This window comes from Nonlabens arenilitoris, assembly GCF_002954765.1.
In the GTDB taxonomy this organism is placed as follows: Bacteria; Bacteroidota; Bacteroidia; order Flavobacteriales; family Flavobacteriaceae; genus Nonlabens; species Nonlabens arenilitoris.
In genome coordinates this window covers 2,937,778-2,956,623 of sequence record NZ_MTPW01000001.1, presented here as the reverse complement: position 1 = coordinate 2,956,623, position 18,846 = coordinate 2,937,778, and the positions used below count along the sequence as shown (strand labels likewise).

The window sequence follows — 18,846 nt, the reverse complement described above, 5'->3', positions numbered from 1 at the left end:
ATATTAAGTATTCAAATTCTGTGCCTTTAATTTTCTAAGAGAGGCATTTAATTCAAATCCTAGAAGTAATATATTGGAATTGAGCCATATATAAATCATTAAGATCAGTAATGCACCTATGGATCCATAGATCTCGTTATAAGATGTGAAGTTATCAATATAGACACCATAAAGAACTGATAATAAAACAATTAAAACTGTTGTTACCGTGGCTCCTATTGAAAAAAATCGTGTTTGACGACCATCTCTTGTGCCAAAATAATAGAGCACTGCAACAAAAATATATGTCAGTATTATTACAATTAAATATCTTACTAATACTAGAGTTCCTCCTTGACCAGTTTCACTCATGATATTGGATTTACGTAATTCTTCAAGTAGATATTCAACATAACCAGCAACTATTACCATTATTAATAGAAAGATGGTAAGCATCACTGATACGGCTAGTGATATAGCATATTGTCTAAAAAATCCACGATTAAAATCGGTATGGTAAGACCTTTCAAAACCATTAAAAACAGCGTTAACACCGTTAGACATAAAGATTAAAGATGATACAAAGGCAATGGTTAAAAGCCCTGTATTTCCTTGAAGAGCAATTTCTTTGAATATTTGATCAAAGATACTTACCGCTTGTGCTGGTAATAGTTCTATGACAAACTCTAAGAATTCATTCTGAAAATTTTCAATGGGTATAAAAGGAATCAGATTTAAAACAAATAATAAAAAAGGAAATATAGCCATAAAAAAGCTATAGCTTATCGCACTAGCCCTAGCTGAAAATGCTCCTTGTGCGATTCCTATAATATAGGTTTCTGCCACATCATAAAGAGTCATTCCTTCTAATCCTGGTATACGTATTTTATTTGCTAGGTTGACTGGCCATCGCAAAATAGGTATACGGTCTAGTAGATCTTTGGTTTTACTCATGGACCGCTTTAAGACTTAAATCTAGATTATAAACGCTATGTGTTAAAGCGCCACTTGAGATAAAGTCTACTCCACATGCTGCATATTGAGGTGCTGTTTCCAGTGTGATGCCACCACTACTTTCTGTTAAGCACTGATCACCTATCAATTCAACAGCCTTACGGGTGTCTTCATAATTAAAATTATCAATTAATATACGATATACACCATCATTAGTTAATATCTCTTTAATCTCTTCTAGATCTCTAGCCTCAACAATAATCTTTAAATCACGATTAGTATCTTTTAGGTATTGTTTTGTCTTTTGAATCGCTTTACTGACACCACCGGCAAAATCTATATGATTATCCTTAAGCATGATTACATCATAAAGGCCAAATCTATGATTAACACCACCACCTATTTTTACAGCCCACTTTTCAAGGACTCTTATGCCCGGCGTGGTCTTTCTTGTATCTAGAATTTTAGTCTTAGTTCCTTCTAGTGCGTCAACAAAACTTTTGGTTTTTGTAGCGATAGCACTCATGCGTTGCATAGCATTTAATGCTAATCGCTCTGCTTTTAATATAGACTGTGAAGAACCCGTTACGTAAAAAGCCTCATCACCATACTTTACAGCGCTACCGTCATTTATTTTTACATCAATTTCTAAGTCAGGATCTACTTCATGAAAAACGGCCTTTGCAAATTCTACACCAGCTAATATACCTTCATCTTTTACTAATAAACGTGCTTTACCAGTCGCTGTTGTAGGAATACAGGATAAGCTACTGTGATCTCCATCACCTACATCTTCTCTTAAGGCGTTAGTTATAATGCGTTTAATTTCTTCTTTAAATGCTGCGCTTCCGTATTCCATTTGTATATTTTATTACTCAAAAATAAGCTAAACATCTGTTTTTACATATTGTTAAAATGCAATTAACTTTGCTGATATGAAAATTACACTTCTAGCCGTAGGTAAAACAGATGATTCTCGTATAGAGCAACTCACACAGATGTATGTAGAACGCTTAAAGCATTACATAAATTTTGAATTGGAAATCATCCCTGACCTTAAAAACACCAAAAATTTAAGGGAAGATCAACAGAAAAATGAAGAAGGAAAATTGATTCTTAATAAACTAGAAAAAAGTGATTTTGTTACACTTCTAGATGAAAGAGGTAAAAAACTATCTAGCCTACAATTTGCTGAGTTAATCAATAAACGTAGTATATCTGGATTAAAAAGACTAGTCTTTATAATAGGTGGTCCATATGGTTTTTCTAGTAATGTTTATCAAAGAGCTAATTCTAAGTTATCACTAAGTGATATGACTTTTTCTCATCAAATGGTACGACTGTTTGCGACAGAACAAATTTACAGAGCTTTTACAATTTTAAAAAACGAGCCCTATCACCACGAGTAATTGAAAATACCCCATAAAGGGTATATATGGTTTATTAAAAATTTTGTTAATTGCATACTATAAACCAACGAATTATGAAAAACCTCCTATTATTATTGCTAGGTATGCTCTCTATACAAGCAATTGCTCAAATTGAAATTACTGATGACAACGCCGAAGAAAAATTACTAGTAAACAATGATAAACTTATCATTGTAGACTTTTATGCTACATGGTGTGGTCCGTGTAAAAGAATGGATCCTATAATAGAACGTCTTGCTGAAAAGTATGGAGATCGCATTTCAATCTATAAAATTGATGTTGATGAAAATGAGGTTGATGACGCCTTAAGTGTCACGTCAATACCTACTTATTATTTTATAAAAAATAAAGAAACGCTAGATTATATGGAAGGTGCTATGTCTGAAGAAGATTTTGAAGATCTAATCATTGAACATGGTGGTTTTTCAAGTAACTCTTCAAGCGCTGGTAGTTCTGAAGGATCAAATGAAGAATATAGCCAGGACAGTATTGACGCTATATGGTACGATAGTGATGCTTTAAATTCTAAAGCATGGCATGCATATCTCGAGCACTCTGAAATTGATGTTTTATTAAAATCTATTAAGATGGTAAAAAGATCTATAGAACTAGATGCTAACTATAACAATACAGACACATATGCTGCATTATTATATAAAACCGGTAGATATGATGAGGCATGGAAACAGGCTAAAGCCGCCATCTTACTTGCCAAGGAAGAAGATGTGAGTTATAGTAGTACACAAGAATTACTCATGAAGATTGTAGATAAAATGTAAAAATCTACACTCTATTTATAAAAAAAGCCGTTCTTGAATCGAGAACGGCTTTTTTTTATATTATAATTTTCTAGCTCTTAACATCTCTCGTTTACCAGGTGGACCAGGTAATCTTTCTATTTGAAAACCAGCCTCTTGCATGTTCCTACGAGCCTGACCTTGTGCACAATATGTAGTTAAAATACCATCTTTTTTTAATGCCTTGTAAGCAGCAGTAAATATCTCTATTGTCCACAAATCAGGTTGGACTCTAGGTCCAAAGGCGTCAAAGTAAATGATGTCAAATCGTGACTCATCATTTATCTCATCAAATTTTTTCTCCAACTTTTCTATCGTGAAGTGATCTGTGAGTCGGACAGCACGTTCCCATTCACATTGATGAAGCTTTTCATACAGTACTTGATTTCCCAATAATTGTCCATAATTGACTTCAATAGCCTCAGATAGGACAATCGGGTATGCTTCTACAGCTGTATAATTAATTGCGAATTTCGTCGGGAATTGAGCAGTAATCATGGCGTTAAGTCCAGTTCCTAAACCGTATTCTAATATAGAAATAGGTATTGTATGTTCACGCTTTCGCGAAAGCGTATCCTTAAGACCCATCTCTATAAAAACATGAAGCGCCTCTTGCAAGGCGCCATGTTTTGAATGATATTGTTCATTCCACTCTGGCATATGAATGGTTTTAGAACCATCACCAGTAGTGATAATTTCTCGTTTCATCTACTCTTCTGTAGAAGGTTCCATACCTTCCACATCTGGATTTTCAAATTCTTCTACTAAAGCCCCATCTGCCATGAATGCATAAGTAACTTTATCTTCAGTAATTTTTGCGATTTCTTCTTCACTTTCTCCTGCATCTTGTGCATAGTGAATTAATTCATCTTTAGGCGTTATACTCTTATAAGCTTTACCACTTAAAATAACTTCTTTATCTGTTCCGTTTTTAGGTAAGAAGAAACCATAATCTTTAAATTTTACAAAAGCAGTCTCTGTATCATTTACAGGTAGTTTAATCCAGCAACCTTTATTAACACAAACATCTTGAATCATACCCTTAACTTTAATTTGCATGGTATCTCCTTCTTTCATACTTTCATAGAAGCTACCTAACTTTACCGCATCAATAGCGTTAGAAGCATCTATCTTTTCTCCATAGCTCATATAAGCCATTTCTTGAATCTGCTCATCATTAACGGCAGGTGTCATGTCTTCTTTTACTTCTTCTTTACATCCTACAACAGCAGCTGCAGCGAGTAATAATAATACGATTTTTTTCATAATGTTGATAGTTTACAGCAAATTTAAGAATTCGTTTAGGTAATTGGTGTATAGATATCCAGTATCTTTGCAAAAAACTTTAACAAGCTATGACTGACGCCTACGAAATCGTTATCGATAAGATTCAAGAATCTAAAATTAGCACAACTGATTTTGATAATTTGACCTTCGGTAAAACTTTTACTGACCACATGCTAGAATGTACTTGGCGTGATGGTAAATGGGAAACTGCTGTTATAAAACCATACGGACCTATAATGGTTGAGCCTAGTTGCAAGGTATTTCACTATGGGCAAGCTATTTTTGAAGGAATGAAAGCTTTTAAAGATGCAACCGGCGATGTTTTTCTTTTTAGACCAGAAGACAACTGGATACGTTTTAATGAAAGTGCAAAACGTCTAGCGATGCCTGAAGTTCCAAAAGAGGTTTTTGTTGAAGGTCTTAAGGCTTTAGTAAATCTAGATAAAGAATGGGTGCGTTATGGTGAAGGATTATCTCTTTATTTAAGGCCGTTTATGATTGCTAGTGAAAATGGTGTTGCCGCTGCTCCGTCGACAGAGTATAAGTTTATGATTGTTATGTCTCCTGCTTTTGCATATTATAAAGGCGATGTAAGAGTTATTATTGCTTCTGATTTTTCTCGTGCTGCAGATGGTGGTGTTGGATATGCTAAAGCAGCTGGAAATTATGCGGCTAGCTTCTACCCTAACAATCTAGCCCTAGCCGAAGGTTATCAACAAATTATATGGACAGACGCTGCATCACATGAATACCTAGAAGAAGCTGGTACCATGAATATTTTTGTACGCATAGGAGACACATTACTTACTGCTCCTAACAATGACCGTATTCTTAATGGTGTGACTAGGCGCAGTGTCCTACAACTAGCTGCAGATGCAGGTGTCACAATAGAAGAACGTAGAATTAGTGTTAAAGAGCTTAATGAAGCTGCAAACAATGGTTCACTTAAAGAAATTTTTGGTTCTGGAACAGCTGCCGTAATTGTACCTATTAAAGGATATAAGCACAAAGATTTTAAATTTGAGCTACCTCAATTAGAAGACAGCTATGCTCAACGTTTTAAAGAAGCATTAAAAGATATTCAATACAATCGTGCAGATGACCAGCACGGTTGGAGAGTAAAAATATAAGTAAGTAAAAATATTAATGCAAAAAAGCCATCAACTATTGATGGCTTTTTTTATCATAAAACCTTATGAAGTCTTTAAAATCTTCTCAAAATTAGGTTTGAAATAGTTAGGCCCTTTTAGAACCTTACCATCCTCACGATAGATAGGTTTTCCATCTTCTCCCAATTTACTCATATTAGATCTTTGTATTTCATCAAATACATCTTCAATAACGTCTTGCATGCCATGCTCTATAATAGTACCGCAAAGTATATATAGCATATCACCCAGTGCATCTGCAACCTCTACTAAATCATTGTTTTGTGCAGCCTCAAGATATTCCTCATTTTCCTCTTTCATTAATTCAAAACGTAATTTATTTCGTCGTTCTGTAATATCACCTTGTGGTTGATGATTCATTCCTAGTTTAAACGCTGTGTGAAATTCTTCTACTGCTTTAATTTGTTTCTTCATGTGCTGTTATTGATAAGATCGTGTTGTAATTTTGTCAAAAATAGTTATTCTATGTCTCATTTATTATTACTTGCAAAAGACCCTATGTTCTCTAGTGGTCAAATTACCTTTGGTATTATATTCTTTATTGCTTTTGTAATAATCATATCATTCATGTATCTGAAAGATAAAGGAATGCATAAAAAAACTATAAAGGCGTTAAATGGATTCTTGTAGGTTTTATAGCCTTCATTCTTTTACTATTTATTATTAAAGTCTCCCTAAAAAGTTAAGTTGCATTTTAAATATACCCTTTAAAGGGTATTGACATAAAAAGTTACTAGGTTTAATTTTGAGCATAAACCTAACCAAATGAGAAATTTACCGCTTTGCGCAATAGCTTTACTAATTAGTTTTTTATGTGCCTCACAAAGCTATTCTGGAAAAGAAACTGATAATTATTCAGGAATTACTAGTCTATCCTTTAACCCAGCAAATCTAGCAGACTCAAGATTTAAGACAGATATTAATTTAATTCAAGTCTCATCTACTACATCTAATGATTACTATGCTTTTAATTTTTCTGAGCTTTTTAATGACGCCAGTGGGATCAGCTTTGAAGAATCTGGAATGCGTTTCCCTAGCCAAAACAATAATGTATATCAAAATCTAGATATTCTAGGACCTTCATTTTTATTCAACCTATCAGATAAACATAGTCTAGCCATTTCTACACGTGTAAGAGGTTATTTAAATTTAAGAGAGGTAAATGGTAATCTATTTGAAACCTTACAGGATGGCGATATCCTCAATAAAGACTTTAACATCGATATGGAAAATCTTAATGGTACCGCACATGCATGGGGTGAGGCTGGTTTAACCTATGGATTTGTAGTGATGAATAAAAAAAATCATTTCTTAAAAGCTGGTGTAACCGCAAAATATTTATTGGGAGCTGGTGGTTTCTTTATGAATTCTAATAATATCAATGGTTCTTATGATTCTGTTGCAGAAACTATATCTGCAAATGGTGATTTATCATATGCCGCTGCTAATTCGACAGATGAAGATGACGATTTTGATTTTGGTAACGGTAGTTCAAGTATTGGTGGTGATATTGGTTTAATTTATGAGTATCGTCCAGAACTTAAAAAGGATCGTAAATTAGACTCACTAGCTTTAAGAGGTCATAATCAATACCGCCTTAAACTAGGTTTAAGTATAACTGATATAGGAAGCATTACATATCAAGACGTCAATATCGACACATACTCTATATCTGGTACGGTAAGTGCTTCAGATTTTGACGAGGATTTTGAACAAGGTCTTGAAGACAATTATTCATTTATCTCTAATACACAGGATGTGACTGTTCAATTACCTACTGCTTTAAGATATTCTCTAGACCTACGCGTTGATCGCAATATTTATATTGCTGCAACAGGCGCTGTGGGATTAAATGCATCGACAGATCCTTATAGTAATAATCAATTGAATTACACAACTATAGTTCCTAGATATGAATCTAGACTATTCACATTATATACTAATATAAGTTTTGTAGAATATGCTGATATGACTTGGGGCGCAGGATTAAGGTTTGGTCCATTGAGCTTTGGTTCAGGATCTATTCTTAGTAACCTTATTTCAGAAGATTCTCAAGCTGCAGATTTTTATATAGGTCTCAAAATACCATTCCACCATCGTTTAAAATCAAAAAAGAAAAAGAATAAATTTAAAGAGCTGATCTAAAAGAAATCAAAAAAACTATTTTATTTAAACCAAAGTAAAGAGGCTTATAAAAAGATTATACTATCTTTTTATAAGCCTCTTAAATTTAAAACTATAACTGATTAGTCTAGATGACCATACTTTTCTGAATACATCAACATTTGATCTGCAAACGTCTCTGGTTGTTCGATGGTAAACGAGGTAATCTCATCACCTTCCATAATTGGCGTAATCATAGGATTTACAAAACCTCTATAAGCTGGTGTTTTAAATTGACTATTACGATCTAACACCTCACGATGTAAATCTTGATCTACCTTAACACCATAGTCTTCAACTAGTGCTTGTGCAGCCTCAAAATCACCTTCACTTGTAATACGTTGAGTCTCTCTCAATAATTCACCAAAAAGTGTTCTCAACTTTTCATAATCTTTGATGTCATAATAGGTCTTACCGTCTTTAGTAACTTTTTCAATAACATTATCTTCTAGTCCTCTTTCATAAACCCATGCACTCACCCATTGTCTATTACGCATATGGTCTTCTTCTACATCTTGACCTAACTCTAAACGTACTAATTGGGAAATCAATCCATTTCTTATATAACCATCATATGCAGCCGTTCCAGTTTTTTTCCAATCTTTTACAAGACCTAGCTCTTCTAGTTTAGGGTCCATTAAGTAATAAAGACCAAATAAATCGGCTCTACCTTCCTCTATAGTAGATTTATAACTTTTTAAAGTTTCCTTAGGCGTTGCAACACCTTCATTAATTTGTCCAGATGCATGACCTACTACTTCATGTAATGCAGTATGTAATTTATCTGCAAGCGCTCCATATTCTTTTTCAAGAGCAATCTCTTCTTCATCAAAGGCAAATTCTTCTAATCTACCTGAGCTACCAGAACTACCATAAGCCTCAATAATGTTACCTAAAGAAACCGATTTACTACCATGCACTTCTCTAATCCATACATTATTAGGCAAGTTTACTCCTATAGGTGTTGCCGGACTCGCATCTCCAGCCTCACCTGCTACATTTACCGTTTTATAACTTACACCAGTAACTTTCTCCTTTTTATGTTCATCCATTAATGGAGAGTTATCTTCAAACCATTGTGCATTTGCACTCAATACTTCCATTTTACGAGACATGTCAAAGTCTTTAATCTGCACTATTGTCTCATAACTGCCTTTATATGCTATAGGATCATTATAAACCTCTACAAAACCGGTAATCCAGTCCACCGCGCCATCTGTGGACTTTGCCCATACAATCGCATATTCATCCCATTTCTGTAAATCTCCAGTCTGATAGTATTCAATAAGTAGACCTAGTGCTTTTGCTTGTTGATCCGTTTCAGCAACTCCTTGGGCTTTTTGTAACCAGTAAATCATTTGATCCATAGCAGGACCATATAAACCACCACTCTTATAAGGTTTTTCAACTAGAACTCCATTTTCTTTAACCAGTTGTGAATTTAATCCAACCTCTATAGGCTCCTTAGGATCAACATCTATACTCTTATAGTATGCTCTTGCCTCCGCTTCTGTAACATCAGGACCATAAAAATTTACAGCACTTGCCAGCACGATATCTTTACCTTTTGCCTTATCTACTTTTTTAGCATCTTGATCATTAAACATGACCATCCACACGTCTTCAGCTATAGTCACATCTGTTTGTGCCATTAACTTTTTAAAATAGTCTTCATCAAATCCTGGTTTCATTTTATCCATACTGTAGTGATGATGGATTCCATTTGCAAACCATACACGATGTAAGTAAATTTCAAACTCCTTCCAGTCTACATCATTAACGTCTCCTTTATATGTTGTGTAAATGGACTCTAGACCTTTACGTAATTCTAAATTATGACGGTAATTTTGATCCCATATAATATCTCTACCACTTAATCCTGCTTGAGTTAAGTAATAAACTAACTTTTGCTGTTGAAGATTAAGTTCTTCCCATCCTGGAATTTGATACCTCAAAACTCCAATATCTGCAAATTCTGTTACATCATAGCTAAACTCTTTAACAGGTGCATCCACAGTTTCAGGTACTTGATCGTTACAAGAAATCATTGCTGTTGTTACTAGTACTATGCTAGCAATCTTTAAGTATTTCATAAGTTATAATTATTTAAAGTGTTTGAATGGTGTCTATTACGCTTTCGCGAAAGCGAAGAAACAGTCATCCTACCTTCATCCAAATTTAAGGAATTAATCAGATTGCAAATAATGTAGGAATAGATTTTATAAGTAGAAGATTTCTTATCCATAGTTTATTATATTTGAAAGTACATCGTTCCCTACACTTAAAATGACTTTACTTTTTTCCCTCTATCATCAATCGATTGCTCGATTTATTGTTGCATTACTATTTATATGCACTTCTTTTCAACTGGTTAAAGCACAGGTAAAACCACTAGATAGTGTTATGAGTTTATTGAACCGTAATGAAATTCCAGAGTTAAGGGAAATTGTGGCCATGCACGATGTAGAAGCACTAGAAAAAAGCGATCAAGCATTATATTTTCTTGCCACAGGCGGAATTAAATATGCGGTCGATGATTTTGAAAACGCTTATAAAGATTTACAAAAAGCAAAAAATAATTCTAGCAATAAGCGTGTCACCTTTATGGCAAACGATTATATGATGGAGCTCAGTAATTCAACAACAGAATTGCATGTTGCCCCAGAATCATTAATGAGAGAAAATCTATCTATCGCTACACAACTTAATGACCCAACTTTATTAATTAAAAGCAAGTTCTATTTTATGTTTAAAGAAATACAGCTGGGTAATTATTCACAAGCTCAAGATATATGCTATGAAATGAAAAAAATAAGTCTTGATAATGACTTAAAACAAGAACTTATTGATACAGAATTTAATTTAGGAACTTTGCATTATTATCAATCCAGAAACGATTCTGCATTGTTTTATTATGAAAAAAATCTAGCTGATGTAGTTGCAAAAAAAGACACTTTTGATATAGCGGTACGTCTTAATAATCTAGCCATGCTACAAACCGCAATAGGCGAACATCAGGCAGCGGTAGATAATTTAATTAAAGCTGCAGAATTGATTAAAGATAAAAATGATAAAGAATTAAGTGTAGGGCTTTTGCGCAATATTGCTGATGCACAAACCGCTGCTGGCAATTATGTCGAGGCGATTGATTATTACAATCAATTTATTTCAGAAGAGGATTCTCTACAACGCAGCAATATAGCACAAAACTTAAAAGAGCTACAGACGAAGTATGAAACCGCAGAAAAAGATCTAGAGAATGCTGAACTTACAGCAAAAAACTTAAACAGTGAAAATAAAATATATCTATTGCTTTTTATTCTTGCTTGTATCACCGGTATAGGTGCCTATTTATTTAATAGAATGCAACAAAAACAAAAATTACTTGCTGCTCAAGCAGAAACGCAAAAGCAAAGAGAAGAAAAATTATTGCGGGATCAAGAACTAGCAGGAATAGACGCCATGATTACTGGACAAGAAAAGGAGCGTAAAAAATCGCTCAAGATTTACATGATGATATAGGTAGTTCTCTAACTACAGCACGCATGTGTATTGAAAATGTGATAGGAAAAAGTGATCAAGTTGAAAATAAAAAAATTCTTGAAAATGCATATGATTTATTAAATGACACCTATACTAAAGTACGCAATATCTCTCATGCTCAAAAAAGTAGTGTGCTTAGTTCACATGGACTTATAGGTACATTAGAACAACTAGCCAGTCGCATCAACGCTGGTAAATCCATACAGGTTGAAGTTATACATCATGGACTACACGGAAATTTAAGTAATAGTATGGAGCTAGGGCTTTTTAGAATTATACAAGAATTACTCAATAACACCATTAAGCACGCACAGGCGCAACATGCCAGCATCATACTTACTGGATATGAAGATCACATTAGTGTAATGGTTGAAGATGATGGTAAAGGATTTTTACCAGACACGATTAGCAATACAAGTACAGGTCTTGAAAGTATTAAAGCTAGAGTCCAGCACCTAGATGGTACGATGGAAATAGACACTAAAATTAATCGTGGTACAACTATCAATATCGAAATTCCCTTATTATGATATTTATAACAATTACCGAAGATCACATCTCTCTCAGTGATGGGCTTAAAGTTTTTCTAGAACAAGATTCTAATATAGAGATCATAGGAAATGCTCCTAACGGAAAAGAAATGTTAGAAATGCTCAAATTTGTCAAACCTCAAGTGGTGCTTACAGACATTAATATGCCCGTGATGAATGGTGTTGAGCTATGTAAAACCATTAAATCTACCTTTGACAACATTAAAGTTATTGCTTTAAGCATGTATGATAATCCAGGTGCAATTAAAGAGATGATTGATGCTGGAGCAGATGGTTATGTACTAAAAATAAGCCCGCTAACGGAACTCAAAAAAGCTATAGAGACAGTTGCAGCAGGTAACAGCTATTTTGATACAGCAATAGATTTAACAGAGGTACATAAAAAAGAAAATGTAGATGACAAACAATCATTATCACGCAGTGAGACAGAAATCTTGAAACTTATAGCAATAGGGAAAACATCTGCAGAAATAGCGGAAGAAAGACAAACCGCAGTGAGTACAGTTGTGAAACACAGAAAAAATATGATTCATAAGTTACAGTTAGAAGGGAAAAATGAGCTTTATAAATATGCCCTACAACGCTATGGTCACTATAATCAATAAATATGAAAAGTTTTTATTATCTGTTTTTGGTTATTATACTGACCTCTTGTAAGGATCAATCACCTACAAATGTATTTACACCTATTGCTGCAACTAATGCAAATGGCCTTGAGATTCAAAACCCGATTGAGAACGACACGATTTTATATGTGAAAAATTTTAAGTCTAATTATGTTGACCAGCGACAGTTAGAAATATGGTTGCCTCAAGGTTATCCTTTAACCGGTGTAGATTATAAACTTTTATATATGCACGATGGACAGAATGTGTTTAATAAAAGTTCCTCTAATTACAATAAAGCCTGGGAAATAGATGAGAAAATGGACTCCTTATCAATTAAAAATCTAATCGAACCTACTATTGTAGTTACTACCTGGTCACACCCTAATAAGCGCATGAATGAATACATGCCGCAACAACCTAAAGAACTTACCCTATCAGAATTTGCAAAATCAGAATTAAAGAAAAACACAGGTTATGACCAGCTATACTCAGATCAATATTTAAAATTTGTAACCACTGAAGTTTTACCATTTATTAGAACGTATTTTCAAGTATCAGAAGAACCTAAAGACAATATTGTTATGGGCAGTAGTATGGGTGGTCTTATCTCATTATATGCAATGATGGAGTATCCTAGAACCTTTGGTAATGCTGGATGTTTAAGCACTCACTGGCCAGTTCCTTTTCTAGGTGAAGCTTTTATAGAAAGTTTACCAGAGACCATTCCACAATCAAAAAATCATCGTATTTATTTTGATTATGGTACAGAAACCTTAGATAAAGATTATGAACCTTATCAATTGCGTGTAGACATTATCTTTAAAGCAAAAGGCTATAATTCAACTAACTATAAATCTCTTAAATATATTGGGCATGGACATGATGAAAACTATTGGAGACAAAGAGTTGCACCTGTACTGATATACTTGTTGAACAATTAATTTTTTAATTGCTCTACATAAAAAATCCCATTTCAAAGATCAAATTGAAATGGGATTTTTTTTATGGAGATAGATCTCATCTAAAATTGGTACCTCACACCTACTCTATATGTTCTACCTCTAGTTTGATATCCAAAAATTTCTTGGAAATCAGTATCGGTCACATTATTAATTCCTGCAAAAAATGTAACTGGAACGTTTTTTAAACCATATGTCAGGTCCAGATCTAGGGAATGATAACTGCTCAAAACCACAGCCTCATTAGTAAAAGTATTTGAATTAAAGAAAGAGTCTCCTCTATCATCATTGTACTGGTACCTTAAGGTAACAAAACCTCTTGCTATTGCTTCAATTCTTGCACTAGCATTAACTTTGTGTTTTGGTATACGGCGCAATAAAGCTTGATCATTACGCTCTGTAAAACTATAATTTGCGGTCAACATTAATTTATCAAACAAAGTAGTCTGACCGGTAACTTCAATTCCCTTTGCAGTTAATTCTTCATCAACATTTTGATATTGCGATATGAAATTTACAGGATCAATAGTTACAAACTGTACAAGATTATTTTCATCACGTTGAAAAGCACTTACAGTGATGGTGCTATTACCTTTAGTCCATGATAAACCAGCTTCAAGAGTAGCATTCTCTTCTGGTTCCAACTCATCGTTACCAAAACCAGCAGCATATAACTGAAATAAAGATGGCGTGATGTAAGCCGTACTGTAACTTCCGTAAACTTTAAAACTAGATTTACCTAAGTCAAATCGATAAGACGGATTTAAATTATAAACCAGCTGTCCATCATAATTACTATGCTTATTATAACGAGTTCCAGCATTTACATTAAGACCAAAATCACTGATGTAAACAACATTTAAATACGGATCATAAATCTGTGCATTAACATCATCTTTATCAGCATTTTGCTCAAAACTAGAACTTCCGAATGGGATGCTAAAATCCTCATAGCGATCTGTTCTAAAGTTAAAACCTAGAATCGTTTTCAAACTTGTAGATTCTCCTAAATCAAAGGTGTACTTGTTATATAAATCTAGAGAATAACCATCTGCATTATAAAGTGATGGGAAACTACTTCTCGTGTCTCGCCGTGTATGTGTACTAACATCTGTATAAACCAGTTCACCTTTATCAGAGTATTTCCAGTTTACATTTGTTCCCCATCTTACCTGACGACTATAGGTTTCATTATTTGCATCAACTAATGTGAAATCATCAAATTCGGCAGTATATTCATCAAAAGACAAATAACTAGACAGTTTAAAGTTTTTTCTGTTATCATATCCTATTCTACCCAATAAATTAACTCTGTTAAAGTCGTCAGAGTCATTAGGTGATGCTCCATCTGCAGCTTCGGCAGCACTTAGGCCACCATTAGTTGCTTGATGATTAAAACCTACTCCATAAGTCAATCCGTTTTTTGCAGTACCTTGTAATTGTACGCTATTAGTAAACTCATCAGGACCATTATTTGCTTGTTCTACGCTTTTATTAGTACCTATGAATGAGGCTACGGTTACTCGCACACCAGTTTCTGGAGACTTGCGCAGCTTAATATTAATGACCGCCGTACTAGCATTTGCACCATATAAAGTACTAGCCGCTCCTTTAAGGATTTCAATTTCCTCGATTTGATTAAGGTCTACTAGTCTAATATCAAACTCGTTATTGATGTTACTCGCATCACTTACCTGGGCTCCATCTATTAAAAAAGCTACTTGTCTAGTGCTACCACCACGTACAAAATAACCAAGATTCTGGCCAGCGTTACTGCGGGCACCATTCATTTCAATACCAGCATATTGATTTAACAAATCTGCAAGGCTTGCTGCGCTTTGTGCCTCAATATCTGATCTGGTAATTTTGATAACGGGTTTACCGCTATCTTTTCTTGTTAATTCAAATTTTGAATCAGCACTAATAAGTACTTGATCCAGTTTAGTTGCAGTAGAATCTACTTGTGCAATTCCCGACACAGCAGCTACCATCATAGCGCTCATGGCAATGATTTTTTTGTTCATTTTAATGATTTTAAGTACGAGAAAAGAGAAGAGAAATCACATTAAGCACAATATTTATGCATGACCGTATAGTAAAAGATCATCCATCAACGTTGCTTAAAAGACTCGCCACCTTTATCCCGAAGGTTAACAATTAGTTTGTGTAAAGTGGCAGGTCTCCTGACTTATTTATTTCTATCGCCTTCCCAGATCTAGGACCCAGTGACCGTTGATAAAAATCTCTACGAGACATCTTATGAAAAGATGTAAACTTTACAGTTGCGGGAACAGTTCTAGATTTGCACTAGATTCCCTTTTAATTCTATAATCTTCTTATATCTCGCTTTCGCGAAAGCGTAATCCAACTAGAGAAACCAATTTTACAGGGCAAATGTATGTTAATAATAGTATTTTTGGCATGCTATGAAGAACTTATATTTTCTCTTATTTTCCATATTGTTGATTACGTCGTGTAAAAACAATGAAACCTCAACAACGATAGAAAATGTTAAAACATCTAAACTTAAATATTCAGATGTAGAGATAAAGTACGCCACTGGCTTTAGTATTAATTCCACAGACACAGGATATTACATCACCATAAAAGATCCATGGCCAGAAGCAGATCTAGAGTATTCTTTTAAACTAGAAAAAGATACATCAACAGTGCATCGTGTGCCAGAAAATGATGCACCTCAAATCATTAAAATACCATTGCAAAAAGTGATATTGAGTTCTACTACTCATATCCCACCTGTAGTTTTACTTAATGAACAATCTACAATTATAGGATTTCCTGGTACCGATTATATTAGTGATACTAGCGTAAGAGCGCTTATCGATAATGGACTCGTTGAAGAACTGGGACAAAACCAGACCATAAGTATTGAAAAAGTGGTGACCATGCAACCAGATCTAGTAATGGGATATGGTATCGATGGCGATAACCCTATTTATGAATCTATACAAAAAGCTGGCATACCTGTTATATACAATGGTGACTGGATAGAGATGCATCCATTAGGTAAGGCAGAGTGGATCAAACTATTCGGTGTTTTATATGGGAAAGAAAAAGAAGCTGATCGTATTTTTAAAGAAATTGAGAAAGAATATCTTGAGACCAAAAAACTTGCTCAATCCTTAGAATCTCCTAGCGTAATAGCTGGTGCTACATGGAAAGAGAATTGGTATCTACCTTATGGAAACTCGTGGCAAGGTAAAATTATTGCAGATGCAAATGGTGATTATATCTATGCAAATACCACAGGTACAGGTTCTTTATCATATCATGTAGAACGTGTCCTTACAGATGGGCAAAATGCTGATATATGGATAGCGCCTGGGCAGTATACCAGCTATAGAGCAATGGAGGAAGATAATAGCGCTTACAGCCAGTTTGATGCCTTTAAAAATAGACAGGCCTATACCTTTGCACTTAATGTAGGTGCACGTGGTGGCGTTACTTATTATGAAGAGGCTTCTATGAGACCAGATTTAGTTTTAAAAGATCTAGTTAAAATATTGCACCCTAATAGTTTACCGCAACATCAACTCTACTTTTTTAAGCCCCTGAACGATTGAAAAACAAAGTCCTTCTTTTATTAATCATAGCTGTTATTGCGCTGTTCATAGCAGACATCTGTCTAGGTACGGTTTTAATAAAACCGCATAAGATTTGGGGCGTATTAATAGGTGCAAATAATAGCGCATCAGAGAATTATATTATTACTCAACTGCGTTTGCCGCGTGCGGTTATGGCTCTTTTAACTGGTGCTGGACTTGCGATTGCTGGATTATTGATGCAAACACTATTTAGAAATCCACTAGCAGGACCATTTGTATTAGGTATATCATCTGGTGCAGGATTAGGTGTCGCTATAGTTGTTATGGGAAGTGCTATTTTAGGAATTAGTGCAGTCTCTGGGTTAGGACTTGTAACGGCTAGTGTTATAGGTAGTATATTGGTAATGATGCTTATTATTCTCATGTCCTTGCGCATTAAAGATACTATGGGATTACTTATCGTTGGGTTAATGGTAGGTAGCTTAAGTAGTGCTGTAGTTGGCATTTTATCATATTTCAGTTCTAGCGAGCAATTGAAACGTTATGTATTTTGGTCTTTGGGTAGTTTAGGTAATCTTGAATGGAGCGATATTTTAATTTTAACGATTATTTTATTGATTTCTAGCTTACTAGTAATTGTCATATTAAAACCACTCAATGCGATGTTGTTAGGTGAGACCTATGCTCGCAGTTTAGGAATCAATATCAAGTCTACTAGATGGATCATTATAATCATTACTAGTTTATTGGCTGGTAGCATAACCGCATTTGCAGGACCTATAGCATTTATAGGACTTGCGGTACCTCATCTAGCACGATTGTTATTACCTACGGTTAATCATAAAATATTAATTCCTACCGCTGTTTTACTAGGTGCTTCACTCCTATTAGCATGTGATATTATATCACAATTACCTTTTTCAAATTACTCTTTACCTATTAATGCAGTGACCTCATTGTTGGGCGCACCATTAGTAATTTGGCTTATCTTAAGAAAACGTAATTTACATTTTTAATGATCCGTTTAGAGCACTTACAGATAGGATATGGTCATTGTGTTATTGCACAAAATGATAATAATATCGCTTGCGCAAAAGGTAAATTTATCACACTTATAGGTGCTAATGGAACTGGTAAATCAACCTTGCTGCGTGCAATCTCTAACAACCAACACATTATTAAAGGTAATATTTACATAAACGATTATAACACAAATAATATAAGTGATTTATATAAATCAAAAACTATATCAGTAGTCCTAACAAATCGAGAGTTTAGTCAGTTTTTAACAGTTGAAGAAATCTTATATTTAAGTCGTGCACCTTACACTAATTTTTTAGGAAAGCTTACACCATCAGATATTGATTTTGTGGAAGAGATCATGACTGACTTTGAAATCCTAAAATTGAGATCTCGTAGGTTATCAACATTAAGTGATGGACAATTACAACGTGTACTTATCGCTAGAGCATTAGTTCAAGACACGCCTTATATAGTCATGGATGAACCTACTAGTCATCTCGATGTACATCATAAAGCAGAAATCTTACTGAAACTTAGAGATTATTGCCATCAACATCAAAAGTGTATCATATTCTCTAGTCACGAGTTAAGTATTGCTCTAGCATTAGCAGACGAAGTACTCGCCATACATGATTTAAAACTTACTCATCAAAGTAAAGCAGAATTCATAGGAACAGGTATGCTCGCGAAAATGTTTCCATCACCATTACTAAATTTCAAAGATGGATTGTTGGGATTGAAAATAAACGATGATAAATCTAAAACCCATAATTTTAAATTTTTTAATCCTTTACAACCACTTTATTAATCCCAGTAT

General features: G+C 34.3%; 19 protein-coding genes and 1 riboswitch. Of the genes, 12 read left to right on the top strand and 7 right to left on the bottom strand.

The window, feature by feature from the left end:
- Window positions 1-3: 3 nt before the first annotated feature.
- Together BST92_RS13150 and nadC are read right to left on the bottom strand one after the other, a co-directional pair.
- Window positions 4-933, bottom strand: coding sequence for a YihY/virulence factor BrkB family protein (locus tag BST92_RS13150; protein ID WP_105071866.1), 930 nt, complete (start codon window positions 931-933; stop codon window positions 4-6).
- Window positions 926-1,792 carry a carboxylating nicotinate-nucleotide diphosphorylase gene (gene nadC, locus BST92_RS13145; RefSeq protein ID WP_105071865.1) on the bottom strand — a complete coding sequence of 289 codons (867 nt, stop codon included), beginning with the start codon at window positions 1,790-1,792 and terminating at the stop codon, window positions 926-928. Before nadC ends, BST92_RS13150 begins: the two co-directional genes overlap by 8 nt.
- 76 nt (window positions 1,793-1,868) lie before the next feature.
- Here nadC and rlmH point away from each other — a divergent pair, with 76 nt between their 5' ends.
- Window positions 1,869-2,342 carry a 23S rRNA (pseudouridine(1915)-N(3))-methyltransferase RlmH gene (gene rlmH, locus BST92_RS13140; RefSeq protein ID WP_105071864.1) on the top strand — a complete coding sequence of 158 codons (474 nt, stop codon included), beginning with the start codon at window positions 1,869-1,871 and terminating at the stop codon, window positions 2,340-2,342.
- A 74-nt stretch (window positions 2,343-2,416) separates the two neighbouring features.
- Window positions 2,417-3,142, top strand: a complete 726-nt coding sequence (locus BST92_RS13135) for a thioredoxin family protein (RefSeq protein WP_211292504.1) — start codon at window positions 2,417-2,419, stop codon at window positions 3,140-3,142.
- 60 nt (window positions 3,143-3,202) lie between these two features.
- Here the strand turns inward: BST92_RS13135 and mnmC2 are convergent, their stop codons facing one another.
- Window positions 3,203-3,868, bottom strand: a complete 666-nt coding sequence (gene mnmC2, locus BST92_RS13130; protein ID WP_105071862.1) for a tRNA (5-methylaminomethyl-2-thiouridine)(34)-methyltransferase MnmC2 — start codon at window positions 3,866-3,868, stop codon at window positions 3,203-3,205.
- On the bottom strand, window positions 3,869-4,426 hold the full coding sequence (locus BST92_RS13125) for a DUF4920 domain-containing protein (RefSeq protein WP_105071861.1): 558 nt from the start codon (window positions 4,424-4,426) through the stop codon (window positions 3,869-3,871).
- 89 nt (window positions 4,427-4,515) lie between these two features.
- On the opposite strand from BST92_RS13125, the gene BST92_RS13120 reads away from it, so the two are divergent.
- Window positions 4,516-5,577 carry a branched-chain amino acid aminotransferase gene (locus BST92_RS13120; RefSeq protein ID WP_105071860.1) on the top strand — a complete coding sequence of 354 codons (1,062 nt, stop codon included), beginning with the start codon at window positions 4,516-4,518 and terminating at the stop codon, window positions 5,575-5,577.
- 63 nt (window positions 5,578-5,640) lie between these two features.
- Here BST92_RS13120 and BST92_RS13115 read toward each other — a convergent pair whose 3' ends face one another.
- Window positions 5,641-6,030, bottom strand: coding sequence for a pyrophosphohydrolase domain-containing protein (locus tag BST92_RS13115; RefSeq protein WP_036585064.1), 390 nt, complete (start codon window positions 6,028-6,030; stop codon window positions 5,641-5,643).
- Window positions 6,031-6,081: 51 nt separating this feature from the next.
- On the opposite strand from BST92_RS13115, the gene BST92_RS13110 reads away from it, so the two are divergent.
- Window positions 6,082-6,246, top strand: a complete 165-nt coding sequence (locus tag BST92_RS13110; protein WP_342747877.1) for a hypothetical protein — start codon at window positions 6,082-6,084, stop codon at window positions 6,244-6,246.
- Window positions 6,247-6,381: 135 nt separating this feature from the next.
- Window positions 6,382-7,761: a DUF5723 family protein gene (locus BST92_RS13105; protein ID WP_105071859.1), complete on the top strand. Its 1,380-nt coding sequence runs from the start codon at window positions 6,382-6,384 to the stop codon at window positions 7,759-7,761.
- A gap of 101 nt (window positions 7,762-7,862) precedes the next feature.
- Here BST92_RS13105 and BST92_RS13100 read toward each other — a convergent pair whose 3' ends face one another.
- Window positions 7,863-9,872 (bottom strand): dipeptidyl-peptidase 3 family protein, encoded by a 2,010-nt coding sequence (locus BST92_RS13100; protein ID WP_105071858.1) that lies wholly within the window; start codon window positions 9,870-9,872, stop codon window positions 7,863-7,865.
- A 193-nt stretch (window positions 9,873-10,065) separates the two neighbouring features.
- Between BST92_RS13100 and BST92_RS13095 the strand changes: the two genes are divergently transcribed.
- From BST92_RS13095 to BST92_RS13080, 4 genes are read left to right on the top strand one after another with little or no spacing between them, the layout of a single operon-like run.
- On the top strand, window positions 10,066-11,301 hold the full coding sequence (locus tag BST92_RS13095; protein WP_105071857.1) for a DUF4807 domain-containing protein: 1,236 nt from the start codon (window positions 10,066-10,068) through the stop codon (window positions 11,299-11,301).
- A 23-nt stretch (window positions 11,302-11,324) separates the two neighbouring features.
- Complete coding sequence (locus BST92_RS13090) at window positions 11,325-11,852, top strand: sensor histidine kinase (protein ID WP_105071856.1); 528 nt, start codon at window positions 11,325-11,327, stop codon at window positions 11,850-11,852.
- Window positions 11,849-12,478: a response regulator transcription factor gene (locus BST92_RS13085; protein ID WP_105071855.1), complete on the top strand. Its 630-nt coding sequence runs from the start codon at window positions 11,849-11,851 to the stop codon at window positions 12,476-12,478. The genes BST92_RS13090 and BST92_RS13085 overlap by 4 nt, the downstream gene beginning before the upstream one ends.
- Before the next feature lie 2 nt (window positions 12,479-12,480).
- Entirely contained in the window at window positions 12,481-13,422 is a 942-nt protein-coding gene (locus tag BST92_RS13080) for an alpha/beta hydrolase (protein WP_105071854.1), read from the top strand.
- 80 nt (window positions 13,423-13,502) lie between these two features.
- On the opposite strand, the gene BST92_RS13075 is transcribed toward BST92_RS13080, so the two are convergent.
- Window positions 13,503-15,464, bottom strand: coding sequence for a TonB-dependent receptor plug domain-containing protein (locus tag BST92_RS13075; RefSeq protein ID WP_105071853.1), 1,962 nt, complete (start codon window positions 15,462-15,464; stop codon window positions 13,503-13,505).
- A gap of 132 nt (window positions 15,465-15,596) precedes the next feature.
- A riboswitch (cobalamin riboswitch) is annotated at window positions 15,597-15,836 on the bottom strand.
- A 30-nt stretch (window positions 15,837-15,866) separates the two neighbouring features.
- Here BST92_RS13075 and BST92_RS13070 point away from each other — a divergent pair.
- From BST92_RS13070 to BST92_RS13060, 3 genes are read left to right on the top strand one after another with little or no spacing between them, the layout of a single operon-like run.
- A complete protein-coding gene (locus BST92_RS13070; RefSeq protein ID WP_105071852.1) occupies window positions 15,867-17,024 on the top strand; it encodes an ABC transporter substrate-binding protein in 1,158 nt (385 codons plus the stop codon).
- Window positions 17,021-18,022 carry an iron ABC transporter permease gene (locus BST92_RS13065; RefSeq protein ID WP_105071851.1) on the top strand — a complete coding sequence of 334 codons (1,002 nt, stop codon included), beginning with the start codon at window positions 17,021-17,023 and terminating at the stop codon, window positions 18,020-18,022. The genes BST92_RS13070 and BST92_RS13065 overlap by 4 nt, the downstream gene beginning before the upstream one ends.
- Window positions 18,022-18,837: an ABC transporter ATP-binding protein gene (locus BST92_RS13060; RefSeq protein WP_105071850.1), complete on the top strand. Its 816-nt coding sequence runs from the start codon at window positions 18,022-18,024 to the stop codon at window positions 18,835-18,837. The genes BST92_RS13065 and BST92_RS13060 overlap by 1 nt, the downstream gene beginning before the upstream one ends.
- Window positions 18,838-18,846: the final 9 nt, after the last annotated feature.